The sequence below is a fragment of the Streptomyces sp. V4I23 genome, from assembly GCF_030817975.1.
Taxonomy (GTDB): Bacteria; Actinomycetota; Actinomycetes; order Streptomycetales; family Streptomycetaceae; genus Streptomyces.
Map to the genome: position 1 here is coordinate 2,627,177 of NZ_JAUSZW010000004.1, position 22,877 is coordinate 2,650,053.

Annotated in this window: 20 protein-coding genes, 1 pseudogene and 1 riboswitch; of the genes and pseudogenes, 12 read left to right on the forward strand and 9 right to left on the reverse strand. The window is 70.0% G+C overall.

What is annotated here, in order from left to right:
• Positions 1–84 precede the first annotated feature (84 nt).
• Positions 85–1,029, forward strand: coding sequence for a 1-aminocyclopropane-1-carboxylate deaminase/D-cysteine desulfhydrase (locus QFZ82_RS13910; RefSeq protein WP_307713471.1), 945 nt, complete (start codon positions 85–87; stop codon positions 1,027–1,029).
• Here the strand turns inward: QFZ82_RS13910 and QFZ82_RS13915 are convergent.
• Positions 1,011–2,606, reverse strand: coding sequence for a Na+/H+ antiporter (locus tag QFZ82_RS13915; protein ID WP_307713472.1), 1,596 nt, complete (start codon positions 2,604–2,606; stop codon positions 1,011–1,013). The genes QFZ82_RS13910 and QFZ82_RS13915 overlap by 19 nt on opposite strands.
• A gap of 43 nt (positions 2,607–2,649) precedes the next feature.
• Here QFZ82_RS13915 and QFZ82_RS13920 point away from each other — a divergent pair, with 43 nt between their 5' ends.
• From QFZ82_RS13920 to QFZ82_RS13930, 3 genes are all read left to right on the forward strand, one after another.
• A complete protein-coding gene (locus QFZ82_RS13920; protein WP_307713473.1) occupies positions 2,650–2,910 on the forward strand; it encodes a UBP-type zinc finger domain-containing protein in 261 nt (86 codons plus the stop codon).
• 245 nt (positions 2,911–3,155) lie between these two features.
• Positions 3,156–3,569: an anti-sigma regulatory factor gene (locus QFZ82_RS13925; RefSeq protein WP_018845530.1), complete on the forward strand. Its 414-nt coding sequence runs from the start codon at positions 3,156–3,158 to the stop codon at positions 3,567–3,569.
• Positions 3,458–4,537 (forward strand): RNA polymerase sigma factor SigF, encoded by a 1,080-nt coding sequence (locus tag QFZ82_RS13930; RefSeq protein ID WP_373429415.1) that lies wholly within the window; start codon positions 3,458–3,460, stop codon positions 4,535–4,537. The genes QFZ82_RS13925 and QFZ82_RS13930 overlap by 112 nt, the downstream gene beginning before the upstream one ends.
• A gap of 42 nt (positions 4,538–4,579) precedes the next feature.
• On the opposite strand, the gene QFZ82_RS13935 is transcribed toward QFZ82_RS13930, so the two are convergent.
• Positions 4,580–4,990 (reverse strand): hypothetical protein, encoded by a 411-nt coding sequence (locus tag QFZ82_RS13935; RefSeq protein WP_307713474.1) that lies wholly within the window; start codon positions 4,988–4,990, stop codon positions 4,580–4,582.
• A gap of 70 nt (positions 4,991–5,060) precedes the next feature.
• Between QFZ82_RS13935 and QFZ82_RS13940 the strand changes: the two genes are divergently transcribed.
• Together QFZ82_RS13940 and QFZ82_RS13945 are read left to right on the forward strand one after the other, a co-directional pair.
• Positions 5,061–6,029: a diacylglycerol kinase family protein gene (locus QFZ82_RS13940; protein WP_307713475.1), complete on the forward strand. Its 969-nt coding sequence runs from the start codon at positions 5,061–5,063 to the stop codon at positions 6,027–6,029.
• Between the two features lie 318 nt (positions 6,030–6,347).
• A complete protein-coding gene (locus tag QFZ82_RS13945; protein WP_003953983.1) occupies positions 6,348–6,605 on the forward strand; it encodes a WhiB family transcriptional regulator in 258 nt (85 codons plus the stop codon).
• A 164-nt stretch (positions 6,606–6,769) separates the two neighbouring features.
• Here the strand turns inward: QFZ82_RS13945 and QFZ82_RS13950 are convergent, their stop codons facing one another.
• The 6 genes and pseudogenes from QFZ82_RS13950 to QFZ82_RS13975 form a co-directional block, all read right to left on the reverse strand.
• Positions 6,770–8,245 (reverse strand): sensor histidine kinase, encoded by a 1,476-nt coding sequence (locus QFZ82_RS13950; protein ID WP_307717713.1) that lies wholly within the window; start codon positions 8,243–8,245, stop codon positions 6,770–6,772.
• Positions 8,246–8,543: 298 nt separating this feature from the next.
• Positions 8,544–9,648: pseudogene (locus tag QFZ82_RS13955) on the reverse strand (SIS domain-containing protein).
• Positions 9,649–9,732: 84 nt separating this feature from the next.
• Positions 9,733–11,280, reverse strand: a complete 1,548-nt coding sequence (locus QFZ82_RS13960; RefSeq protein WP_307713476.1) for a glycoside hydrolase family 3 protein — start codon at positions 11,278–11,280, stop codon at positions 9,733–9,735.
• 9 nt (positions 11,281–11,289) lie between these two features.
• Positions 11,290–12,156: a carbohydrate ABC transporter permease gene (locus tag QFZ82_RS13965; protein WP_307713477.1), complete on the reverse strand. Its 867-nt coding sequence runs from the start codon at positions 12,154–12,156 to the stop codon at positions 11,290–11,292.
• Positions 12,153–13,148: a carbohydrate ABC transporter permease gene (locus QFZ82_RS13970; protein WP_307713478.1), complete on the reverse strand. Its 996-nt coding sequence runs from the start codon at positions 13,146–13,148 to the stop codon at positions 12,153–12,155. Before QFZ82_RS13970 ends, QFZ82_RS13965 begins: the two co-directional genes overlap by 4 nt.
• 121 nt (positions 13,149–13,269) lie before the next feature.
• Positions 13,270–14,571: a sugar ABC transporter substrate-binding protein gene (locus tag QFZ82_RS13975; RefSeq protein ID WP_307713479.1), complete on the reverse strand. Its 1,302-nt coding sequence runs from the start codon at positions 14,569–14,571 to the stop codon at positions 13,270–13,272.
• A gap of 302 nt (positions 14,572–14,873) precedes the next feature.
• Here QFZ82_RS13975 and QFZ82_RS13980 point away from each other — a divergent pair, with 302 nt between their 5' ends.
• The 6 genes from QFZ82_RS13980 to QFZ82_RS14005 all read left to right on the forward strand — a co-directional run bounded on the left by QFZ82_RS13980 (position 14,874) and on the right by QFZ82_RS14005 (position 22,068).
• Positions 14,874–15,641 carry a GntR family transcriptional regulator gene (locus QFZ82_RS13980; protein WP_307713480.1) on the forward strand — a complete coding sequence of 256 codons (768 nt, stop codon included), beginning with the start codon at positions 14,874–14,876 and terminating at the stop codon, positions 15,639–15,641.
• Positions 15,642–15,848: 207 nt separating this feature from the next.
• Positions 15,849–16,130, forward strand: coding sequence for a DUF3311 domain-containing protein (locus QFZ82_RS13985; RefSeq protein ID WP_307713481.1), 282 nt, complete (start codon positions 15,849–15,851; stop codon positions 16,128–16,130).
• Positions 16,127–17,761, forward strand: a complete 1,635-nt coding sequence (mctP, locus tag QFZ82_RS13990) for a monocarboxylate uptake permease MctP (RefSeq protein WP_307713482.1) — start codon at positions 16,127–16,129, stop codon at positions 17,759–17,761. The genes QFZ82_RS13985 and mctP overlap by 4 nt, the downstream gene beginning before the upstream one ends.
• A gap of 83 nt (positions 17,762–17,844) precedes the next feature.
• Positions 17,845–18,345: a GNAT family N-acetyltransferase gene (locus tag QFZ82_RS13995; RefSeq protein WP_307713483.1), complete on the forward strand. Its 501-nt coding sequence runs from the start codon at positions 17,845–17,847 to the stop codon at positions 18,343–18,345.
• Between the two features lie 44 nt (positions 18,346–18,389).
• A riboswitch (cobalamin riboswitch) is annotated at positions 18,390–18,522 on the forward strand.
• Positions 18,523–18,661: 139 nt separating this feature from the next.
• Complete coding sequence (locus tag QFZ82_RS14000) at positions 18,662–21,055, forward strand: ribonucleoside-diphosphate reductase subunit alpha (RefSeq protein WP_307713484.1); 2,394 nt, start codon at positions 18,662–18,664, stop codon at positions 21,053–21,055.
• Entirely contained in the window at positions 21,055–22,068 is a 1,014-nt protein-coding gene (locus tag QFZ82_RS14005; RefSeq protein ID WP_307713485.1) for a ribonucleotide-diphosphate reductase subunit beta, read from the forward strand. The genes QFZ82_RS14000 and QFZ82_RS14005 overlap by 1 nt, the downstream gene beginning before the upstream one ends.
• Before the next feature lie 62 nt (positions 22,069–22,130).
• Here the strand turns inward: QFZ82_RS14005 and QFZ82_RS14010 are convergent, their stop codons facing one another.
• Positions 22,131–22,868, reverse strand: coding sequence for a D-Ala-D-Ala carboxypeptidase family metallohydrolase (locus QFZ82_RS14010; RefSeq protein ID WP_307713486.1), 738 nt, complete (start codon positions 22,866–22,868; stop codon positions 22,131–22,133).
• Positions 22,869–22,877 lie beyond the last annotated feature (9 nt).

A 22,877-nucleotide genomic window follows, 5' to 3' on the forward strand; every position in this document is an offset into this window, starting at 1 on the left:
CACCATTACACAAATGAGTGGGACTGCATCACCGCGACCGGGGCAGTGGCCGGATCGGCTCGTACACCCGGCGACAATGAGGAGATGAACCGGGAGAAGTCCGACCTCGCCGCCGCGCTGCGGCCCCGGCTGCCCTCGCCGCTGCAGCCCGTCGGGGACGAGCGTTTCGAGAGGCACGGAGTGCGGCTGCTGCTCAAGCGCGACGACCTGATCCACCCCGACCTGCCCGGCAACAAGTGGCGCAAGCTCGCTCCCAATCTGCGCGCCGCCGCCGGCCGGCCGGTGCTCACCTTCGGCGGCGCGTACTCCAACCACCTGCGGGCCACGGCCGCGGCGGGACGCCTGCTCGGCTTCCCCACGATCGGTGTCGTACGGGGTGACGAGCTGGCCACGCGCCCGCTGAACCCGTCCCTCAGCCGTTGCGCGGCCGACGGCATGCGCCTGCTGTTCGCCGACCGCGCCGCCTATCGCGCCAAGGGCGACGCCGACGTGCTCGCGCGGTTCCTCCGGGCCGCCGGCGTCGGGGCCGACGACGTGTACGTGGTCCCCGAGGGCGGCAGCAACGCCCTCGCCGCGCAAGGCTGCGCGGAGCTCGGCCGCGAGCTGCGCGACCACGACGAGGACGTCGATGTCGTGGCCGTCGCCTGCGGCACGGGCGGCACGCTCGCCGGTCTCGCCGCCGGCCTCGGGCAGGGCCCGCGCGCCATCGGCTTCCCCGTCCTGCGCGGCGGCTTCCTCGGCGAGGCGATACGCGCCCTGCAGCAGGAGGCGTTCGGCGGCCCGGCCGGTGACTGGTCGCTCGACGACCGCTTCCACTTCGGCGGGTACGCCCGCACGAGCCCGGTACTCGACGCGTTCGCCCGGGACTTCGGGGAGCGGCACGGGCTGCCCGTGGAACGTGTCTATGTCGCCAAGGCGCTCTACGGACTGAGCGTGCTCGCCGCCGAGGGCGCCTTCCCGGCCGGCAGCACGGTCGTCGCCGTGGTCACCGGCCGGGATGACGGGTCGGATCAGGCCTCCTCGCGGTAGGCCGCGGCCTCCTCCAGGTCCAGCCGGCGCAGCAGCGTGCGCATCATCTCGTCGTCGATCCGGCGCCGGTTGCGCAGCTCGACGAAGACGTCCCGCTCCGCGGCGATCATCTCCCGCGCGAGGCGGCGGTAGGTGTCGTCGGCCGACTCCCCTGTGACCTCGTTGACCGTGCCGAGCCGCTCCCACACGGCGTTGCGCCGGCGCTCCAGCACGGTGCGCAGCCGGTCGGCCAGCGGCTGGGGCAGCGCGTTGCGCTCGTCGGCCAGCAGCTCCTCCAGTCGCCGTTCGGCGGCCGCGGACGCCTCGCTCTGCGCCTGGGCCTCGGCCAGCGTCTCGGCGTACGTGTCCCGTCCGGGCAGCTTCACCGCGCGGATCAGCGTGGGGAGGGTCAGGCCCTGCACCACGAGGGTGCCGATGACGGTGGTGAAGGTGAGGAACAGGACGAGGTTGCGGGCGGGGAACGCCTCGCCGTCCGCGGTCGTCAGCGGGATGGAGAACGCGATCGCGAGCGACACCACCCCGCGCATGCCGGCCCAGCCGACGATCAGCGGGGCGGTCCAGGTGGTGTCCGGCTCCCGCTCCCTGATCCGCCTGGACGCCATGCGGGGCAGGAAGGTCGCCGGGTAGACCCAGACGAACCGCACGACCACGACGGTGACGAACACCCCGGCGGCGTACCAGAGCGCCTCCCCGACGCCGTATTCCCCGAGGCCCTCCACCACGATCGCCAGTTGCAGCCCGATCAGCGCGAAGACGACGGACTCCAGGACGAAGGAGACCATCTTCCACACCGCCTCCTCCTGGAGCCTGGTCGCGAAGTCGACCTGCGAGGAGTGGTGGCCCAGGTAGAGCGCGACGACGACGACCGCGAGCACGCCGGAGGCGTGGACCTGCTCGGCGGCGGCGTAGGCGATGAACGGGATGAGCAGCGACAGCGTGTTCTGGATGAGCGCTTCCCTGAGGTGCGTGCGCAGCCAGTGGATGGGGATCATCAGGACCAGTCCCACGCCGATGCCGCCGAGCGCGGCGAGCGCGAACTCTCCCAGGCCCCCGGCCCAGCTCGCGCCCTCGCCGATCGCGGCGGCGAGGGCCACCTTGTACGCGGTGATCGCGGTCGCGTCGTTCACCAGGGACTCCCCCTGGAGGATCGTGGTGATGCGGCTGGGCAGTCCGAGCCTGCGGGCGATGGCCGTGGCGGCGACCGCGTCCGGCGGTGCGACGACCGCGCCGAGCACGAGCGCGGCGGTCAGCGGCAGGTCGGGCACGAAGAGGTAGGCGAGGTAGCCCACGGCCAGCGTCGCGAAGAGGACGTAGCCGACGGAGAGCAGCGCGACCGGGCGGATGTTGGCGCGCAGGTCGAGGTAGGAGCTGTCCAGGGCGGCGGTGTGCAGCAGCGGGGGCAGCAGCAGCGGCAGCACGATGTCCGGGTCGAGGTGGAAGTCGGGGACGCCCGGCACGTACGAGGCGATCAGTCCCACCGCGACCAGCAGCAGTGGTGCCGCGACCGGTGTCCGGCGGGCGGCGCCCGCGACCGCGGCACTCGCCGCGATGAGTCCCACCAGTGGCAATGCGTCCATCACACCGACCTCGTATCGTCGTCTGCGTCGTAACCTGGCAATCATGAGCGAGTGTTCCCATGTAGCAGAACTGCCACGGCCCGAGCCGGTGCCGCTGAGCGAGACCTGCCCGGAGTGCCTGGCGGTGGGAAGCCACCCGGTCCAGCTGCGCCTGTGCCTGGTGTGCGGCCACGTGGGCTGCTGCGACTCGTCGCCGCTGAAACACGCGAGCTCGCACTTCCGCGAGACGGCGCACGCGGTGATGCGCAGTTTCGAGCCGGGGCAGGCGTGGCGGTGGTGTTTTGTCGACGGTTCGATCGTCTGACGCCTGGGTACGTCAACCATCCCCCGGTTCTGCGCAATTGGGCGGCGCAGACCTCTAGCCACTGTCCGTGCTCATGTGCTTACCATGAGTGACAGTTATCAGCTCGGGGGTCCCGGCGACACGGCACCATGGATCGCGATAGCGTCGCCAGGCCAGTACCGGCTGCGTAATCGACTACGTACCGCATGGCCGCGGGTGCTTTCGCCCACGGCCCAGAAAGAGCTTGTGCCACCTTGGAGGTGAGGGTGTCCCAGATCGCAGGCGAGCCCGGGACTCAGGACTTCGTGGAAGTCCGGCTGCCGGCTGCGGGTGCCTACCTGTCCGTGTTGCGTACGGCCACGGCCGGTCTCGCAGCGCGCTTGGACTTCACCCTCGACGAGATCGAGGATCTGCGGATCGCGGTCGACGAGGCGTGCGCGATCCTGCTCCAGCAGGCCGTTCCCGGGTCAGTCCTGAGCTGCGTGTTCCGGCTCGTCGACGACTCGCTGGAGGTGACGGTCTCGGCGCCCACGACCGACGGCCGCGCCCCGGAGCGCGACACGTTCGCCTGGACAGTGCTCTCGGCACTGGCCGGCAAGGTCGACTCCTCGGTCGCCGACGACCGTACTGTCTCCATCAGCCTGTACAAACAGCGCGGCGCGGGACCCGGGCCGGCGTGAGCAACGGAAACGGGGATGGTCCGATGCGGGAGGACGAGGAGCGTGCCCCCCGGGTGCTGAGCGCGTCGGCCGGCATCCCGGAGCAGCACGCACGGCCGCACCCGGTGGTGGACGAGCCCGACGGCCGGACGGCCTCGGCGGAGCAGGCGCGGGCAGATCAGGCGGACCGTATGAGCGAGCACGAGCACGGCCACGAGCGGCATCACCACGACGCCCACGACCGCAGCGGGGCACGGGCGATGTTCGTAGAGCTGCGCAAACTGCCCGAGGGAGCGCCTGAGCGGGCGGAGCTGCGCAACCAGCTCGTGCGGATGCACCTGCCGCTCGTCGAGCATCTCGCGCGGCGCTTCCGCAACCGCGGCGAGCCGCTGGACGATCTCACGCAGGTCGCCACGATCGGGCTGATCAAGTCGGTGGACCGGTTCGACCCGGAGCGCGGCGTCGAGTTCTCGACGTACGCGACACCGACGGTGGTGGGCGAGATCAAGCGCCACTTCCGCGACAAGGGCTGGGCGGTGCGGGTGCCGCGCCGGCTCCAGGAGCTGCGGCTCGCCCTGACCACGGCGACGGCGGAGCTCTCCCAGCAGCACGGCCGCTCGCCGACGGTCCACGAGCTGGCCGAGCGCCTGGGCATCTCGGAGGAGGAGGTCCTGGAGGGCCTGGAGTCCGCGAACGCGTACTCCACGCTGTCCCTGGACGTCCCCGACACGGACGACGAGTCGCCCGCGGTGGCGGACACGCTCGGCGCGGAGGACGAGGCGCTGGAGGGTGTCGAGTACCGCGAGTCACTGAAGCCGCTGCTGGAGGACCTGCCGCCGCGGGAGAAGCGCATCCTGCTGCTCCGCTTCTTCGGCAACATGACGCAGTCGCAGATCGCGCAGGAGGTCGGCATCTCGCAGATGCACGTCTCGCGGCTGCTGGCCCGGACGCTGGCGCAGCTGCGGGAGAAACTGCTCGTCGAGGAGTAGCGGAGCGGGCCGTGCCCACGGGCGCGGCCCGCGCGGTACGCGTCAGTCGCGGGCCACGCCGATGCCCAGTGCCCGGGCCGTGGTCGGGTTGACCAGCAGCACCAGGCCCGTCACGGCCACCGCCGCCAGCACGATGCCCAGCGGGATCAGGGCGCCTGAGGCGCGCAGCAGGGTCCAGGCAGGGATGAGGGCGATCAGCTGGGTGATGATCGCGGGGCCGCGGCTCCACGAGCGTCGGCGCAGCAGCCCGCGGGCCGCCAGCAGCGGGATCACGGCGAGCGCGATCAGTGTCACACCGCCCGTCTCGGCCTGCGAGGGGCTGTCGGGCCGGCCCAGCAGGCCCATCACGAGCATGTAGACGCCTCCGGCGGCGAGCGCCAGCCCCTCGGCGGCGCACACGGCGGCTGCGGCCGTCAGGCGGGCGGGGCGGGGGGTGGTGTCGTCACTGCTCACCCCTGCAGGGTAGCCGTCGCCCCGCACCCGGGGCTGGGCCAGGTACCCCCCGGTAGGTACGCTGCATCGCATGCGCGCACTTCTCGTGGTCAATCCGGCAGCAACCACCACCAGTGCCCGCACACGCGACGTGCTGATCCACGCGCTCGCGAGCGAGATGAAGCTCGAGGCGGTGTCCACCGAGTACCGCGGGCACGCCCGTGACCTCGGCCGCCGGGCCGCGGAGTCCGACGACATCGATCTCGTCGTGGCGCTCGGCGGCGACGGCACGGTCAACGAGGTCGTGAACGGCCTGCTGCACAACGGCCCCCATCCCGAGGGCCTGCCCCGCCTCGCCGTCGTGCCCGGCGGCTCCACGAACGTCTTCGCCCGGGCCCTCGGCCTGCCGAACGACGCGGTCGAGGCGACGGGCGCGATCCTGGACGCCCTGCGCGACCGGACCGAGCGGACGGTCGGTCTGGGCCTGGCCGCCGGCACGCCGGGGACCGAGGACGAGGGGGTGCCGCAGCGCTGGTTCACCTTCTGCGCCGGGTTCGGGTTCGACGCGGGTGTCGTCGGCCGGGTCGAACAGCAGAGGGAACGCGGCAGACGCTCCACGCACGCGCTCTACATCCGCCAGGTGCTGCGCCAGTTCCTCGACGAGCCGCACCGCCGGCACGGCACGATCACGCTGGAGCAGCCCGGGACGGACCCGGTGACGGACCTGGTGCTGTCCATAGTCTGCAACACCTCCCCCTGGACCTACCTGGGCAATCGTCCGGTGTACGCGTCCCCGAAGGCCTCCTTCGACACCGCTCTGGACGTGCTCGGGCTCTCGAAGCTCTCGACGCCGGCCGTGGCCCGTTACGCGACCCAGCTGCTGACGTCGAGCCCCGAGCGCGGCCCGCACGGCAAGCATGCCGTCACGCTCCATGATCAAACCGACTTCACCTTGCATTCCAAGGTCCCGCTGCCCTTCCAGATGGACGGTGACCACCTGGGGCTGCGCACGAGCGTGACGTTCACAGGCGTACGCCGTGCACTGCGTGTGATTGTGTGAGCGGAACGCGCAAAAGTCCTTTATCTCGAACGTATGGGCTGCCATCCACCCCATAGAAGTACGGCTGTGACCTAGTCGACACCGAGGAATCAAAAAAAACTTTCCGGAAGGGGTTGTATCCGCCGCCGAGGTTTGCGAATCTCTACATGGCGATCGGGACGGCCCGCAACAACGGCCCCACAGACCGCCGGAACCCCTCCACGAATCCAGGACCCAACGCCGGGCAACTGGCGATCGGCCCTTCCCTTGCGGGGGGATTCGTGAAAGCGTTCACATTCACAAGCAACCCGCATGTCATATCAAGGAGAGGTAGCAGCCATGGACTGGCGTCACAACGCCGTTTGCCGCGAGGAAGACCCCGAGCTCTTCTTCCCCATCGGCAACACCGGTCCTGCGCTGCTGCAGATCGAGGAAGCCAAGGCCGTCTGCCGCCGCTGCCCCGTCATGGAGCAGTGTCTGCAGTGGGCGCTCGAGTCCGGCCAGGACTCCGGCGTCTGGGGTGGCCTCAGCGAGGACGAGCGTCGCGCCATGAAGCGCCGTGCCGCTCGCAACCGGGCGCGTAACGCCAGCGCCTGACGCCCCCTGCTACGAGCCTGAGCCGGCGGCGCGTGCAGCGAGCACGCACTCACCGCCTTCGAGCCGCAGCGCGCAGTACCCCCGATGCGCATCGCGAATGCGAGCAACGAGCTTCGAGCCCCGGACCGTGTGACACGGTCCGGGGCTCTTCGCTGTGCACAGCGCTAGCGCTTGTCGGGTACGGGGATGTCGAGGACGACGCGGGTGCCGCGGGACGGCTCGGGGACCGGCACCATGTCGAAGCTGCCGCCCAGCTCGCCCTCGACCAGGGTCCGCACGATCTGCAGCCCCAGATTGCCCGCGCTCTTGGGGTCGAAGCCCTCGGGCAGCCCCCGGCCGTCGTCCTGGACGGTGATCAGCAGTCGGGCCTTCTCCGCGCGGCTGTCCCCGCGGACCGCCGACACCTCGACCGAGCCGTGCTCGCCCGGCGCGAAGGCGTGCTCCAGGGCGTTCTGCAGGACCTCGGTGAGCACCATGGACAGCGGGGTCGCGGTCTCGGCGTCGAGGATGCCGAAGCGGCCGGTGCGCCGGCAGTCGACCTTGCCCGGGGAGATCTCGGCGACCATCGCGATCACCCGGTCGGCGATCTCGTCGAACTGGACGCGCTCATCCAGATTCTGGGACAGCGTCTCATGGACGATGGCGATCGAACCGACGCGCCGGACCGCCTCGTTGAGTGCCTCGCGGCCCCGCACGGAGTCCATGCGCCGGGCCTGGAGGCGCAGCAGGGCGGCCACCGTCTGGAGGTTGTTCTTCACCCGGTGGTGGATCTCCCGGATGGTCGCGTCCTTGGTGATCAACTCCCGCTCGCGGCGCCGCAGTTCCGTGACGTCCCGAAGGAGGACCAGGGAACCGATGCGTACGCCCTTGGGCTTGAGCGGGATGGCGCGCAGCTGGATGACGCCGCCGTTGCCCTCGATCTCGAACTCCCGGGGCGCGTAGCCGCTGGCCAGTTTGACCAGCGCCTCGTCGACGGGGCCGCGGGAGGGGGCCAGTTCGGCGGTGATCTGGCCGAGGTGCTGCCCGACGAGGTCGGAGGCGAGACCGAGCCGGTGGTAGGCGGACAGGCCGTTGGGGCTCGCGTACTGGACGACTCCGTCGGCGTCGAGGCGGATCAGACCGTCGCCCACGCGCGGCGAGGCGTCCATCTCGACCTGCTCCCCGGGGTAGGGGAAGGCACCGGCCGCGATCATCTGGGCGAGGTCGGAGGCGGACTGGAGGTAGGTGAGCTCCAGGCGCGAGGGCGTGCGCACGGTGAGCAGGTTGGTGTTGCGGGCGATGACGCCGAGGACGCGGCCCTCCCGGCGCACCGGGATCGACTCGACCCGTACGGGCACCTCCTCGCGCCACTCCGGGTCGCCCTCGCGCACGATCCGGCCCTCGTCGAGCGCGGCGTCGAGCAGGGGCCGGCGGCCGCGGGGCACGAGGTGGCCGACCATGTCGTCCTGGTAGGAGGTCGGGCCCGTGTTGGGCCGCATCTGGGCGACGGACACGTAGCGGGTGCCGTCGCGGGTCGGTACCCACAGGACGAGGTCGGCGAAGGACAGGTCGGAGAGCAGCTGCCACTCCGAGACCAGCAGATGGAGCCACTCGAGGTCGGACTCACTCAGAGCGGTGTGCTGGCGGACGAGATCGTTCATGGAGGGCACGTCTGCGAGGGTACCCGCGGGCCGCGGCGCCGTGACGGGACCCTCAACCCGTCCGGCACCGCAGCCCGGAGTTGCCCGGCCGGCAGGTGTGCGGTCCCGCTCGGCCGTGTGGAGGTCTCGGCGCAGTCAGGGCAGAGAGCGCCGGGGACCTCGTTCCACCCTCCTGTGCGGGAAGGGCGGACGCTTGTGTCGGTTCATTCTGGACTAGACCACTAGGGCTGTCCATGCATCAGCCGAGTTTAGTTCCCGCGCCATACTTATGCACCGGTCAAAAGGGACGGCCTGCGGATCAGCGCGTTTCCGTGAGCTTCGCCAGCGCCCGGGGCGCGTCCGGGTCCTGCCCTCGGGCGATCGTCACCTCGTACGCCATCAGCTGGAGCGGCAGGATCTCCAGGATCGGCTGCAACTCCTCAGGGACTCCCTCCGTGGGCAGCACGAACCCCGCGGACGCCGCCTCCACCTGGGGCGCCGGGCCCACCACGAAGAGGTCCGCGCCGCGGCCGCGCAGCCGGTCGAGCACCGGCTGGAGCGCCTCGCCGCCCTTGCCGCTGGTGACCACGGCGATGACCGGTGAGACGTTGTCGACCATCGCCAGCGGTCCGTGCAGCAGGTCGGCGCCGGAGTACGCCAGCGCCGGGATGTAGCTCGTCTCCATGAGCTTGAGCGCCGCCTCCTTGGCCGTGGGGTAGCCGTATCCCCGGGACGTGATCACCATGCGCTCGGCGAAGCGGTAGCGGGCCGCCAGGGCGCGGATCTCGTCCTGGCGGCCGAGGATCTGCGCGGCGAGTTCCGGCAGCGCCCCGGCCGCCGAGGCTCCCCCGGCCTCCGGCAGGGGGCGCCCCTCGCCTCCGCGCAGGCCCTCGACGAAACAGGTAGAGGGCCAGCAGCGAGGCGGTGTACGTCTTGGTGGCCGGCAGCGCCCTCTCCGGGCCCGCCATGATGTCGATGTGGTACTCGGAGACCGCCGCGAGCGGCGAGTGAGGGTTGTTGGTCACGGCGAGCGTGATGGCGCCCGCCTCCCGGGCCGCCTTGGTGGACGCCACCAGGTCCGGCGAGCCGCCGGACTGGCTGACGGTGACGACCAGCACGTCGGTGAGGTCGGGCCGGGCCCCGTAGGCGGTCGTGGTGGACATGGAGGTCAGCCCGCACGGCAGGCCGAGCCGGATCTCCAGCAGGTACTTGGCGTACAGCGCCGCGTTGTCGGACGTGCCGCGGGCGGTCAGCAGCACGAAGCGCGGCTTGCGGGCCGCGACCTGTGCCGCCACCTCGCCGATCCGCGGCGCGCCCTCGTCGAGGATGCGCCGCAGGACCGCGGGCTGCTGTGCCATCTCGCCGGACATGATCCGGCCCGGGTGCTCGTGCTCGCTGTGCTCGGCCGAAGTCGTGGCGGACATTGCCGGGTGCCTCCATCAGGGCGGTCCAGGTGCCGGGCGCCGGAGCTCCCGGCGCTCGCCCGGCACAGCACGGTCCCGCTGCGGTCAGATCCCGGCGATCTTGCCGGTGATGACCTCAGCGGCGGCGCGTCCGCAGACGCGGGCCGCGCCATGGGTCGCGATGTGCACGGCCCCCCTCGGCGGTGCCGCGTCGACGCCCATCTCGACCACGACCGTGTCGGGGCGGGCCTCGATCAGGGCGTCCAGGGCGGCGGCCATCCAGGGATGGCGGTGGACGTCGCGCACCACAGCGACGATCCTACGGTCCGCCGCAGCGGCCAGCACATCTGCTACCAAAGCGGATGTTCCGGCCTCGCTCGTGCAGGTACCGGTCGTGGTGCCGGGCAGCAGCGCGGACAGTTCGGCCGCGACGCCCCAGGGCGTGTCGTCTCCGACGGCGATGTTGGCGACCGGCGTGAAGGCGGCGATGTGGGGGGCGGCGGTGACCGGCCCGCAGGGCCGCTCCCCGACGGTGACCCGCACCGCGCGCCGCGCGGCGACGAGGCCGATCTCCTTGCCGGAGCCGGGCGCGGTCCCCTCCTGTGAAGCCGCGCCCGGCTCTGCTGCAGCCCCCCTGGCCCGGCGCGTCCAGTCGGCGAGGGCGCGCACGCGCGCCGCCGCGTCGGCCAGCCGTTCCTCGGGCAGGTCGCCGTCCCGTACCGCCGTGACGAGCGCGTCGCGCAGTCGCAGTACGGTCTCCTCGTCGGCCAGGCCGCCGCCGACGCAGATCGCGTCGGCTCCGGCGGCGATCGCGAGGACCGAGCCGCGCTCGATGCCGTACGTGGACGAGATGGCCTGCATCTCCATGCCGTCCGTGACGATCAGGCCCTGGTAGCCCAGCTCTTCGCGCAGCAGACCGGTGAGGATCTGCGGGCTCAGGGTCGCGGGACGATCGGGGTCGAGCGCGGGCAGCAGGATATGCGCGCTCATCACCGCTTTGGAACCCGCCGCGATCGCCGCGCGGAAAGGCACCAGCTCACGGGCGTGCACTGTGGCGAGGTCCACATCGATCCGGGGCAGCGCGTGGTGCGAATCGACGTTGGTGTCGCCGTGTCCGGGGAAGTGCTTCGTGCACGCGGCGACTCCGGCGGACTGGAGTCCCTCGATGTACGCCACGGTGTGCCGGGCGGCGAGCTCCGTCCCGGCGCCGAAGGACCGTACGCCGATGACCGGGTTGTCCGGGTTCGAGTTGATGTCGGCGGACGGCGCCCAGTTGAGGTCGACGCCGCACTCGGCGAGCCGCCGGCCCAGCTCACGGGCCACGGCCCGGGTGAGGTCCACGTCGTCCACCGAGCCGAGCGCGTAGTTGCCGGGGAAGGAGGAACCGGTGCGGACCTCCAGCCGGGTGACGTCACCGCCCTCCTCGTCGATGGCGACGAGGACGTCGTCGCGTTCGGCCCGCAACCGGGCGGTGAGGGCGGCCAGCTGACCGGGCGTCGCGATGTTGCGGCCGAACAGTCCGACGGAGGACAGCCCTTCGCCGATCCGGCGCAGCAGCCAGTCCGGCGCGGTGGTGCCGGTGAAGCCCGGCTGGAGGACGGTGAGGGCGTCGCGGGTGAGGGTGTCGGATGATCCCCGTACGAGAGTCGTCATGAGGCGGCGTTATCCCTTCACTGCGCCCGAGGTGAGTCCCGCCGCCATCTTCTTCTGGATGACCATGAAGAAGGCCACGACGGGAATGGCGATGAGCGTCGAGGCGGCCATCAGCGCGCCGTAGTCCACACCGCGCGAGGTGGTGAAGTTCGCCAGCCACACGTTGAGGGTGTACTTGTCGTTGTCCTGCAGCACGATGTAGGCGAGCAGGTACTCGTTCCAGGCATTGATCAGCGAGTAGATGGACGCGGCGGCCAGTCCCGGCGCGAGCAGCGGGAAGACGACCCGCCAGAAGGCGCCCATCTGGCTGCAGCCGTCGACCATCGCAGACTCCTCCAGCTCCTTGGGGATGTTGATCACGAAGCCGCGGATCATCCAGGTCGCGAACGGCAGCGTGGAGACGAGGTAGATGACGATGACGCCCCAGTACTCGTTCAGCGCGCCCAGGTCGTTGAGCTGGAGGTAGATCGGGATGAGCATGGCCGTCGGCGGCAGCAGCTGGACCAGGATCAGCACGATCATGAAGAGTCTGCGGCCGGCGAACCGGAAGCGGCCGATGGCGTACGCCGCGATGGTCGCCATCACCATCGCGCCGACGACCGCGGTGACGCAGATGATGAGGCTGGACTGGACGGCGGTGCCGAAGTTGGCCTGGTCCATGGCGCGGCCGAAGTTGTCGAAGGTGACCGACGACGGCCACAGGGTCTGGTCGTAGCTGCGGATCTCGGCGTTCGGGCGCAGGGCACTGATGATCAGCCAGTACACCGGGAAGATCATGACCACGAAGGTCAGCAGCCCGACGGCGTTGTAGACGTGCCTGCTCTTCTTCTTGCGGTCGGGGCGGATGGCCTTCGGGGCGGAGCTGAGGGCGCTCACTCGACCTCTCCGATCTTGAGCAGCTGGCGCAGGTAGTAGACGGCCACGCCGGACAGCAGGAGCACCGTGATCAGGGAGATCGCGGCGCCCTGGCTGAAGGAGTTGGACTCGAAGGCCTTGTTGAAGGCGTAGAGGCCGAGTACCTCGTACTCGGGCTCGGGCTTGGTGCCGCGCATCAGCCAGACCTGGCCTAGGACGTTGAAGTCCCAGATGACGGACAGCGTGGCCACCATCTGGAACACCGGCTTGATGACCGGGAAGATCACGTAGCGGAAGTTGCCGAACGCGCCCACGCCGTCGATGGACGCGGCCTCCTCCAGCTCCCTGGGGACCTGGGTGAGCGCGGCGTACAGCGTGATGGCGACGAAGGGGACTGCGCCCCAGACCACCACGGCGCCGATGACGAGGAAGCCCTGCTTGTGGTCGAGGAACCAGTTGTGGCCCTGGAAGTCCAGTCCCAGGTACTTCGACAGGACCATGTTGGCGACGCCGTAGTCCGAGTCGGCGAACCAGCGGAAGATCGAGGCCGCCACCATCAGCGGGATGGACCAGGCGGCGATCAGCGCCGCGGTCAGCAGCAGCCGCGCCCAGGTGGACATGCGCTGCATCATCAGCGAGATCGCGAGGCCGGCCGCGAGCGTGGTGACGACACAGGCGGCCATGAACACGACGGTGAGGACGACCGAGTCCCAGAAGGCGCCGTCCCGGAAGATGTCGGTGAACTGCTGGAAGCCGACCCAGGGGGCCGGTTCGCCGGTCCACAGCTCCTTTCGGCCGACGTCCTGGAAGGACATGACCGCCGTCTTGACCAGCGGCCACACGAAGACCGCGGCGATCGCGAGGATGGTCGGGCCGATGAGCAGGTACGGCAGCAGCGCACCGGCCTTGCGGGGCCCGGGCGCCTGCCCCTTCGGCTGCTGGGCGCCGGGCCCCTCGGGGTGCCGCGCTACGGGCACCACCGGGTCGGCTGCTTTCATGTCGGCGGCACTCATGGGTGCTGAGCCTTCCGTTCGGACGTACGGGCCGGGAGGTACCGGAGTGCGGGGGCGGCGCCCCGTGCCGAGGCACGGTCCGCCGCCCCCGCCGCTGGTCGACGCGGTGAGAAGTCCGGGGTCAGGACTGCTCGTTGATCAGCTTGTCGATCTCCTCGTCGGCCTTCTTGGTGGCTTCCTCGACCGGCGTGCCCTTGATGATGTCCAGCAGCATCAGCTCCAGGACCTCCTTCTTCTCGATCGCGGCCCAGCCCGGCGCGATCGGGGTGAACCAGGCGTCCGGCACCGCGCCCGCGATCGCCGCGGTCTCCGGCTTGGCCTTCAGCGGCTCCAGCTGCTTGGTGTTGTTCGGCAGGATGTTCTTGGAGGCCAGCACCTCCTGCGACTTGGCGCTGGTGAACATCGAGATCCATTCCTCGCCGAGGTCCTGGACCTTGGACTTGGAGATGGTGGCGAGGTCGGAGCCGCCGATGAAGGAGGGAAGCGCCTTGCCGTTCGGGCCGGGCATGCCCGCGGTGAGGATCTTGTCCTTGAGCTTGGCGTTGCCGTTGCCCGCCGGGTCGGTGACGCTGCCGGCCTCCCAGCCGTTGCCGTACAGCAGCGCGGCCTTCTCGTTGGCCATGACGTTGGCGTGGTCCTGCTCGTCCTTCGTCTTGTCGCCGTGGTTGTACTTCTCGACCAGGTCGACGAAGTGCTTGATGCCCTTCTGCGCCTCGGGCGTGGACAGAGCGGACTTCCACTCCTTCGTGCCCTCGTCGTAGGTGGCGATCTCGCCGCCGTACGCGGCGACGTAGGACATGGCGGCGTACCAGTAGCGGCCGGGCAGGTAGAGCGGCGAGAACGCCTTGTCCTTGCCGTACTTCTCCTGGACCTTGTCGAGGGCGGCGGTCAGCTCGGCCTCGGTGGTGGGCAGGGTCTCGGCGCCCGCGCCCGCCTTGAACATGTCCTTGTTGTAGATGGCGACGCGCGCACCGGCGTAGTACGGCACGCAGTACTGCTTGCCCTCATAGGAGCAGGTGTCCTTGAGGCCGCCGATCCAGGTGTCCGAGTTCTCGTACTTCTTCGGGTCGATCTCGCCGAGCGCTCCGTTGAGGATGTACGTCATGGTCTCGGTGTTGCCGAGCTCGACGACGTCCGGGAACTTGTCGCCGGAGAGCGCCGCGTCGAGCTTCTTGGTCTTGTCCGCCCACTGCTGGTACTGGACGTTGACCTTCACGCCCGGGTACTTGGCATTGAACTGAGCGTTGACGTCCTTCACCAGCTCGGGCCACGTGGACTGCGCGTCGACCATCAGCCAGACGGTCAGCGTCTCCTTGCGGTCCTTCGGGTCCTTGGCCGCCTCGCCGCCGCCGTCCGAACCGCACGCCGCGACCGAGGCCATCATGGCCGCCACACCCACCGCTGCTACGAGATTGCGCTTCACGCCACCCTCCTCAAGGGATGCAAGAGTCCCCCCCACCACCCGGGAGTCGCGCAGCACTTGACAATGGCGCGCCGGATTCTGCCCTGGGGCCGGGATCTGATCTTTAATGGTTTAGACCAGTACCGGGAGCTTGGCCTAGACCTTTGGGGGTGTCAAGGGTGTATAAGAAGGGCAGTCGCGTCCGTTATCGGACCGACACCTGAGGGAGGGCGACGACCCGCGAGCGGTCCGTGCCACCATGTGAGCCGCTACAGACGGAGGAGCCGGTGACGGCAGGAGCGCAGCAGTCGGGAAGGCGGGTCATGACCACGGACGGGGCCGGCACCGAAGCCGAGAGCGGGGCAGCAGGCGCCCGTACCGCGCGCGTGCCCAAGTACTACCGGCTGAAGCGGCACTTGCTCGACATGACCGAGACACTGCCGCCCGGGACTCCGGTGCCGCCGGAGCGCACGCTCGCCGCCGAGTTCGACACCTCGCGCACGACCGTGCGGCAGGCGCTCCAGGAACTCGTCGTGGAGGGCCGGCTGGAGCGCATCCAGGGCAAGGGCACGTTCGTCGCCAAGCCCAAGGTCTCCCAGGCGCTGCAGCTCACCTCGTACACGGAGGACATGCGGGCACAGGGCCTGGAGCCCACGTCCCAGCTTCTGGACATCGGATACGTCACAGCCGACGACACTCTGGCGGAGCTGCTCGACATCTCGACGGGCGGGCGGGTCTTGCGGATCGAGCGCCTGCGGCTGGCCAGCGGCGAGCCCATGGCCATCGAGACCACGCACCTCTCGGCCAAGCGCTTCCCCGCGCTGCGGCGCTCGCTCGTCAAGTACACCTCGCTCTACACCGCCCTCGCGGAGGTGTACGACGTCCATCTCGCCGAGGCCGAGGAGACGATCGAGACGTCTCTCGCCACCCCGCGCGAGGCGGGGCTGCTCGGCACGGACGTCGGCCTCCCGATGCTGATGCTCTCGCGCCACTCGCTCGACGCCCAGGGCGAACCGGTGGAGTGGGTCCGCTCGGTGTACCGCGGGGACCGCTACAAGTTCGTCGCTCGGCTCCAGCGGCCGAAGGACTGAGACACGCGGCCCCGGGCCGTACCTCCCCCACCTGACAGGGTGTCCGGCATGGCGTCGCAGCGTGTTGCGACGCCATGTCATGTTTTGCGCAGCCGTGGCGCGAAGTCGTTGCCGTACCGATATGCGGACGGGGGGTGACGGGACTCGAACGGCTCGCCTAGATTTCCTGCGCACTACAACAGGTGACCAGTGAGGGGACGGAGCCGCATGTCAGCAGTGCCCGAGGCACCGGACGCGCCTGAAGCGCCCGAAGCGAAACAACCGGTCGTCACACCGGTGCGCGTGATCATCGCCCTCTGTCTCTTCGCACCCTTCGTGGCGATGCTCTGGGTCGGTTCCTACGCGAAGGTCGAGCCGACGTTCATCGGCATGCCGTTCTTCTACTGGTACCAGATGCTCTGGGTCGTGGTGTCGACGGCGCTGACGATGATCGCCTACAAGCTGTGGCAGCGTGACCAGCGCGCCCGCAAGGGAGGTGCCTCCCGATGAAGGACGGCGTGAACGGCGTCGCACTCGGCGTCTTCATCTTCTTCTTCCTGGCCGTGACGGTCATGGGCTTCCTGGCCGCCCGCTGGCGCAAGGCCGAGAACGAGCACAGCCTCGACGAATGGGGTCTGGGCGGCAGATCGTTCGGCACCTGGGTGACCTGGTTCCTGCTGGGCGGCGACCTGTACACCGCGTACACCTTCGTCGCCGTCCCGGCGGCCATCTACGCCGCGGGCGCGGCCGGCTTCTTCGCCGTGCCGTACACGATCCTCGTCTACCCGCTGATCTTCACCTTCCTGCCGCGCCTGTGGTCGGTGTCGCACAAGCACGGGTACGTGACGACTGCCGACTTCGTCCGCGGACGTTTCGGTTCCAAGGGCCTGTCCCTGGCGGTCGCGTTCACCGGCCTCCTCGCCACGATGCCGTACATCGCGCTGCAGTTGGTCGGCATCCAGGCCGTGCTCGACGTCATGGGCGTCGGCGGTGGCGAGAACACCAACTGGTTCATCAAGGACCTGCCGCTGCTGATCGCCTTCGGTGTGCTCGCGGCCTACACGTACTCCTCCGGACTGCGTGCGCCGGCGCTGATCGCCTTCGTCAAAGACACCCTGATCTACATCGTCATCGCGGTGGCGATCATCTACATCCCGATCAAGCTCGGCGGCTTCGACGCGATCTTCTCCGCCGCCGGCGAGAAGTTCTCGCAGATCAACCCGGCCACGGACAAGCCCGTCGGCGCCCTGGTACCCGGCGAGATGGGCCAATGGGGCTACGCCACCCTGGCCCTGGGCTCGGCGCTCGCGCTCTTCATGTACCCGCACTCCATCACGGCGACGCTGTCCTCGCGCAGCCGTGAGGTGATCCGCCGCAACACCACGATCCTGCCGCTGTACTCGCTGATGCTGGGCCTGCTGGCCCTGCTCGGCTTCATGGCCATCGCGGCGGGCGTGAAGGTCACCAACGGTCAGCTGGCCATCCCGCAGCTGTTCGAGAACATGTTCCCGGACTGGTTCGCGGGCGTCGCCTTCGCCGCGATCGGCATCGGCGCGCTGGTCCCGGCGGCCATCATGTCCATCGCCGCGGCCAACCTGTTCACCCGGAACATCTACAAGGACTTCCTCAAGCCCGACGCGACCCCGGCGCAGGAGACCAAGGTCTCCAAGCTGGTCTCGCTGCTGGTGAAGGTCGGCGCCCTGGTCTTCGTCCTCACCATGGACAAGACCGTGGCGATCAACTTCCAGCTGCTGGGCGGCATCTGGATCCTGCAGACGTTCCCGGCCCTGGTGGGCGGCCTGTTCACCCGCTGGTTCCACCGCTGGGCGCTCATCGCCGGCTGGGCGGTCGGCATGATCTACGGCACGGTGGCCGCCTACGGCGTGGCGAGCCCGACACAGAAGCACTTCGGCGGCTCGTCGGCCGAGATCCCCGGCATCGGCGAGATCGGCTACATCGGCCTCACCGCGTTCGTGCTGAACCTCGTCGTCACCGTGGTGCTCACCTTCGTCCTGAAGGCGGCCAAGGCCCCCGACGGCGTCGACGAGACCAGCCCGTCCGACTACACGGCGGACGCGGGGGACCCGGGCGTCAAGGTGGAACTGCCGCCGGCCACGGCGGGCGCCCCCGGCGGCCACTGACGGATCGCGTACGCAAGGGCCGTCGTATCTCCCCCAGGGAAATGCGGCGGCCCTTCGTCGTGCTCTGATGCACACTGCCGGGCATGGACATCACCATCAGGCGGATCGAATCCGGGGAGTACGGGGCGCTGGGGGAGCTGACCGCACAGGCGTATCTGCGCGGCGGAATGCTCGACTTCGGCGAGGAGGACCCGTATCTGGAGGTGCTGCGGGACGTCGCGGGACGCGCCGCGCACACGGAGGTGTACGTCGCCGTGGACGGGCGGGGAACCGTGCTCGGCGGGGTGGCCTTCGTTCCCGCCGGCGGCCCGTACGCCGACCTCGCGGGTCCCGGCGAGGCCGAGTTCCGGACGCTGGCCGTGGCCGAGGAGGCCCGGGGACGGGCGGTGGGCGAGGCGCTGGTGCGGACCTGTGTCGACCGGGCCCGGGCGGTGCCCGGGTGCGTGCGCGTGGTGCTGTCGACGCAGCCGATGATGCACGCGGCGCACCGGATATACGCCCGCCTGGGCTTCGTACGCACCCCCGAGCGGGACTGGGCGCCGGTCGAGAACGTTCCCCTGCTGACGTACGCCCTGGAGCTCTGAGCCCGCGAGACACAACATGTGGGGGCATGCGCAGCACCCCGCCCCCACATGTATGCTCATCTGGCTGTCGCCGCAGGGGAATCCGGTGCGAATCCGGAACTGTCCCGCAACGGTGTGATCCGGTGCGCTGTGCGTACCCGACAAGTCCGAGGACCTGCCGACGGTGCATCCGGCTCGACCGAACCGGGTGCCGAGACGTCCGGGCCTCGCGGTAGGGCCGGTGGACGCCGTGCCTCGTGCTGCCCGTCCGCGGGCCCGCGCCGGCATGGTCCCCGCCTCCCCCGCCGGCCCAGAGCCGAGCGAGGGAGAGCATCACATGACCATCGCGCCAGCCGATCCGGCTTCAGGCACCGCGGAGCAGACCACGGCCGGTCCCGGGGCCGGCCTGCTGCGGACCCTCACGGATCTGACGGCCGATCTGCCCGACACCGACCCCGGCAGGGTCGCCGCCGCCGCGCTGCGCGGGCGGCACGCCGGATCGGACGAGGCCGAACTGCGCTCCCTCGCCACCGATGCCGCCGCCGGTCTGATCTCCGAGGACCCGGCCTACTCCCGTCTCGCCGCCCGGCTGCTGACCCGCACGATCGCGGACGAGGCCGCAGGCCAGGGGGCGGTGTCGTTCTCGGCCTCCGTCGCGGTCGGGCACCGCGAGGGCCTGATCGCGGACCGCACCGCCGCGTTCGTGGCGCTGCACGCGGCCCGGCTCGACGCGCTCGTCGACCCGGCCGCCGACGACCGCTTCGGCTACTTCGGCCTGCGCACGCTCTACAGCCGCTACCTGCTGCGTCACCCCATCAGCCGTCAGGTCGTCGAGGCGCCGCAGCACTTCATGCTGCGCGTCGCCTGCGGCCTCGCCGAGGACGACAGCGTCCGCTCGGTGGACGAGGTCGCCGACCTGTACGGCCTGATGAGCCGGCTCGACTACCTCCCCTCCTCCCCCACGCTCTTCAACTCCGGCACCCGCCACCCGCAGATGTCGTCCTGCTACCTGCTGGACTCGCCGCTCGACGAGCTCGACTCGATCTACGACCGCTACCACCAGGTCGCGCGCCTGTCCAAGCACGCGGGCGGCATCGGGCTCTCGTACTCGCGCGTCCGCGCCCGCGGTTCGCTGATCCGCGGCACCAACGGGCACTCCAACGGCATCGTCCCGTTCCTGAAGACGCTCGACGCCTCGGTCGCCGCCGTGAACCAGGGCGGCCGGCGCAAGGGCGCCGCCGCGATCTACCTGGAGACCTGGCACGCCGACGTCGAGGAGTTCCTGGAGCTGCGCGACAACACCGGCGAGGACGCCCGGCGTACGCACAACCTCAACCTCGCGCACTGGATCCCCGACGAGTTCATGCGGCGCGTCGAGGCGGGCTCCGACTGGTCGCTGTTCTCGCCGGCCGACGTGCCCGAGCTCGTCGACCTGTGGGGCGAGGAGTTCGACGCCGCGTACCGCGCCGCCGAGGCCAAGGGCCTGGCCCGCAAGACCATCCCGGCGCGCGACCTGTACGGCCGCATGATGCGCACGCTCGCGCAGACCGGCAACGGCTGGATGACCTTCAAGGACGCCTCCAACCGCACCGCCAACCAGACCGCCGAGCCCGGCCACACGGTCCACTCGTCCAACCTGTGCACCGAGATCCTGGAGGTCACCGACGACGGCGAGACGGCCGTCTGCAACCTCGGCTCGGTGAACCTGGGGGCCTTCGTCGAGCAGGGAGCCGACGGTGGGGACATCGACTGGGAGCGGCTGGACGCCACCGTCCGCACCGCGGTCACCTTCCTCGACCGGGTCGTCGACATCAACTTCTACCCGACCGAGCAGGCCGGGCGCTCCAACGCCAAGTGGCGGCCCGTGGGCCTGGGCGCGATGGGCCTCCAGGACGTCTTCTTCAAGCTGCGGCTGCCCTTCGACTCACCCGAGGCACGCGCCCTGTCCACCCGCATCGCCGAGCGCATCATGCTCGCCGCGTACGAGGCGTCCGCCGGCCTCGCCGAGCGCAGCGGCCCGCTGCCGGCCTGGGACAAGACGCGCACCGCGCGCGGCGTTCTGCACCCGGATCACTACGGCGTGGAGCTGAACTGGCCCGAGCGCTGGGCCGCCCTGCGCGAGCGGATCGCCGCCGTCGGCATGCGCAACTCGCTGCTCCTCGCCATCGCGCCCACGGCGACGATCGCCTCGATCGCGGGCGTCTACGAGTGCATCGAGCCGCAGGTCTCCAACCTCTTCAAGCGCGAGACGCTGTCCGGCGAGTTCCTCCAGGTCAACTCCTACCTGGTGGACGAGCTGAAGAAGCTCGGCGTGTGGGACGCCCAGACCCGCGAGGCGCTGCGCGAGTCCAGCGGCTCGGTGCAGGGCTTCACCTGGATCCCGGCCGAGGTACGCGAGCTGTACCGGACGGCCTGGGAGATCCCGCAGCGCGGCCTGATCGACATGGCGGCGGCCCGTACGCCGTTCCTCGACCAGTCGCAGTCGCTGAACCTGTTCCTGGAGACGCCGACCATCGGCAAGCTGTCGTCGATGTACGCGTACGCCTGGAAGCAGGGCCTGAAGACGACGTACTACCTGCGCTCGCGCCCGGCGACGAGGATCGCCCGCGCCGCCCAGGCGACGATCATCCCCCAGCCTTCGGCGGAGGTGCCCCCGGTCCAGGCGGCCGCAGACCCCGACGCCGTCGCCTGTTCCCTCGAAAACCCCGAGTCCTGCGAGGCCTGCCAGTAATGACCGTGGAGAACAAGAACCTGCTCGACCCGGGCTTCGAACTGACCCTGCGTCCCATGCGCTACCCGGACTTCTACGAGCGCTACCGGGACGCCATCAAGAACACCTGGACGGTGGAGGAGGTCGACCTCCACTCCGACGTCGCCGACCTCGCCAAGCTGACGCCGGGCGAGCAGCACATGATCGGCCGGCTGGTCGCTTTCTTCGCGACGGGCGACTCGATCGTGGCCAACAACCTGGTGCTGACGCTCTACAAGCACATCAACTCCCCCGAGGCGCGGCTGTACCTGAGCCGTCAGCTCTTCGAGGAGGCCGTGCACGTCCAGTTCTATCTGACGCTGCTCGACACCTACCTGCCCGACCCGGACGACCGCGCCGCCGCGTTCGCCGCCGTCGAGAACATCCCCTCCATCCGCGAGAAGGCGCAGTTCTGCTTCAAGTGGATGGACTCGGTCGAGAAGATCGACCGCCTGGAGACGCGGGCCGACCGCCGCCGTTTCCTGCTCAACCTGATCTGCTTCGCCGCCTGCATCGAGGGCCTGTTCTTCTACGGCGCCTTCGCCTACGTCTACTGGTTCCGCTCGCGCGGACTGCTGCACGGACTGGCGACGGGCACCAACTGGGTGTTCCGCGACGAGACGATGCACATGAACTTCGCCTTCGAGGTCGTGGACACCGTCCGCAAGGAGGAGCCGGAGCTGTTCGACGACGAGCTGCGGCAGCAGGTCACGGACATGCTGCACGAGGCGGTCGAGGCGGAGCTCCAGTTCGGCCGTGACCTGTGCGGCGACGGGCTGCCGGGCATGAACACCGAGTCGATGCGCGAGTACCTGCAGTGCGTCGCCGACCAGCGCCTGACACGACTGGGCTTCGCCCCGGTGTACGGCTCCCAGAACCCGTTCTCCTTCATGGAGTTGCAGGGCGTCCAGGAGCTGACGAACTTCTTCGAGCGGCGCCCGTCGGCGTACCAGGTCGCGGTGGAGGGCTCGGTCTCCTTCGACGACGACTTCTGATCCGCACGGAAACAGGCCGCGGCCCGCACCTCGCACGGGGGAGGTGCGGGCCGCTTCCGTGGTCAGATGCCGCAGCTGGGAGCCGACCAGTAGCGGCTGCTGCGGTGGTCGACGTGCGTGTGGTCGTTGTGGCCCGGGTAGCCGGGGCCGAGGATGCCGTTGAAGCCGTGGTAACGGGCCTGCTGGGCCAGCTTGCACAGGGAATGCGGTCCCGCGCCCAGGTCCGCGGCGTCACCGTAGAGGTGGCGGCTGCTCGACGCGCCGCCGACCGCCTCGTTGCAGGCGTACGACCGGAAGCCGCTGGTCACGGTGATGGGCTGGTCGCCGAGCGCGTGCCGCATGGCCTCCAGCTTCCACATGGTGCGCAGGGCGTTGGACTTGGCGGTCGCGGCGCTGACCGCGCCGCCGGACCAGGTGGAGTTGCAGTCGTTGAGTTCGGCGTAGCTGAAGTGGGCGGGGGTGCAGTCGCTGTCCTGGAGCGCGTAGATCTTGCTGTACGTCGCGGGTCCGGCGACGCCGTCGGCGGCGAGGCCGTAGGCGGACTGGAAGCGCTTGACGGCGGCGGTGGTCGCCGGGCCGTAGTCGCCGTCGACGGCGAGGACGCCGCCGTAGCCGGGGTAGCCCGCCACCCTGATCTGGAGCTGGGTGACGTCCGCGCCGGACGCGCCCTGCGAGAGGGTGCGCGACCAGGTGTAGCAGTCGTCGGCCTGGGCGGTGCCGGCGGTGGCGACGACCCCCGTGAGCCCGGCAACCATGAGCATGACAATGGACAGCAGAAGCCGTGCCGTACGTCTCAGCATGAAGTCTCC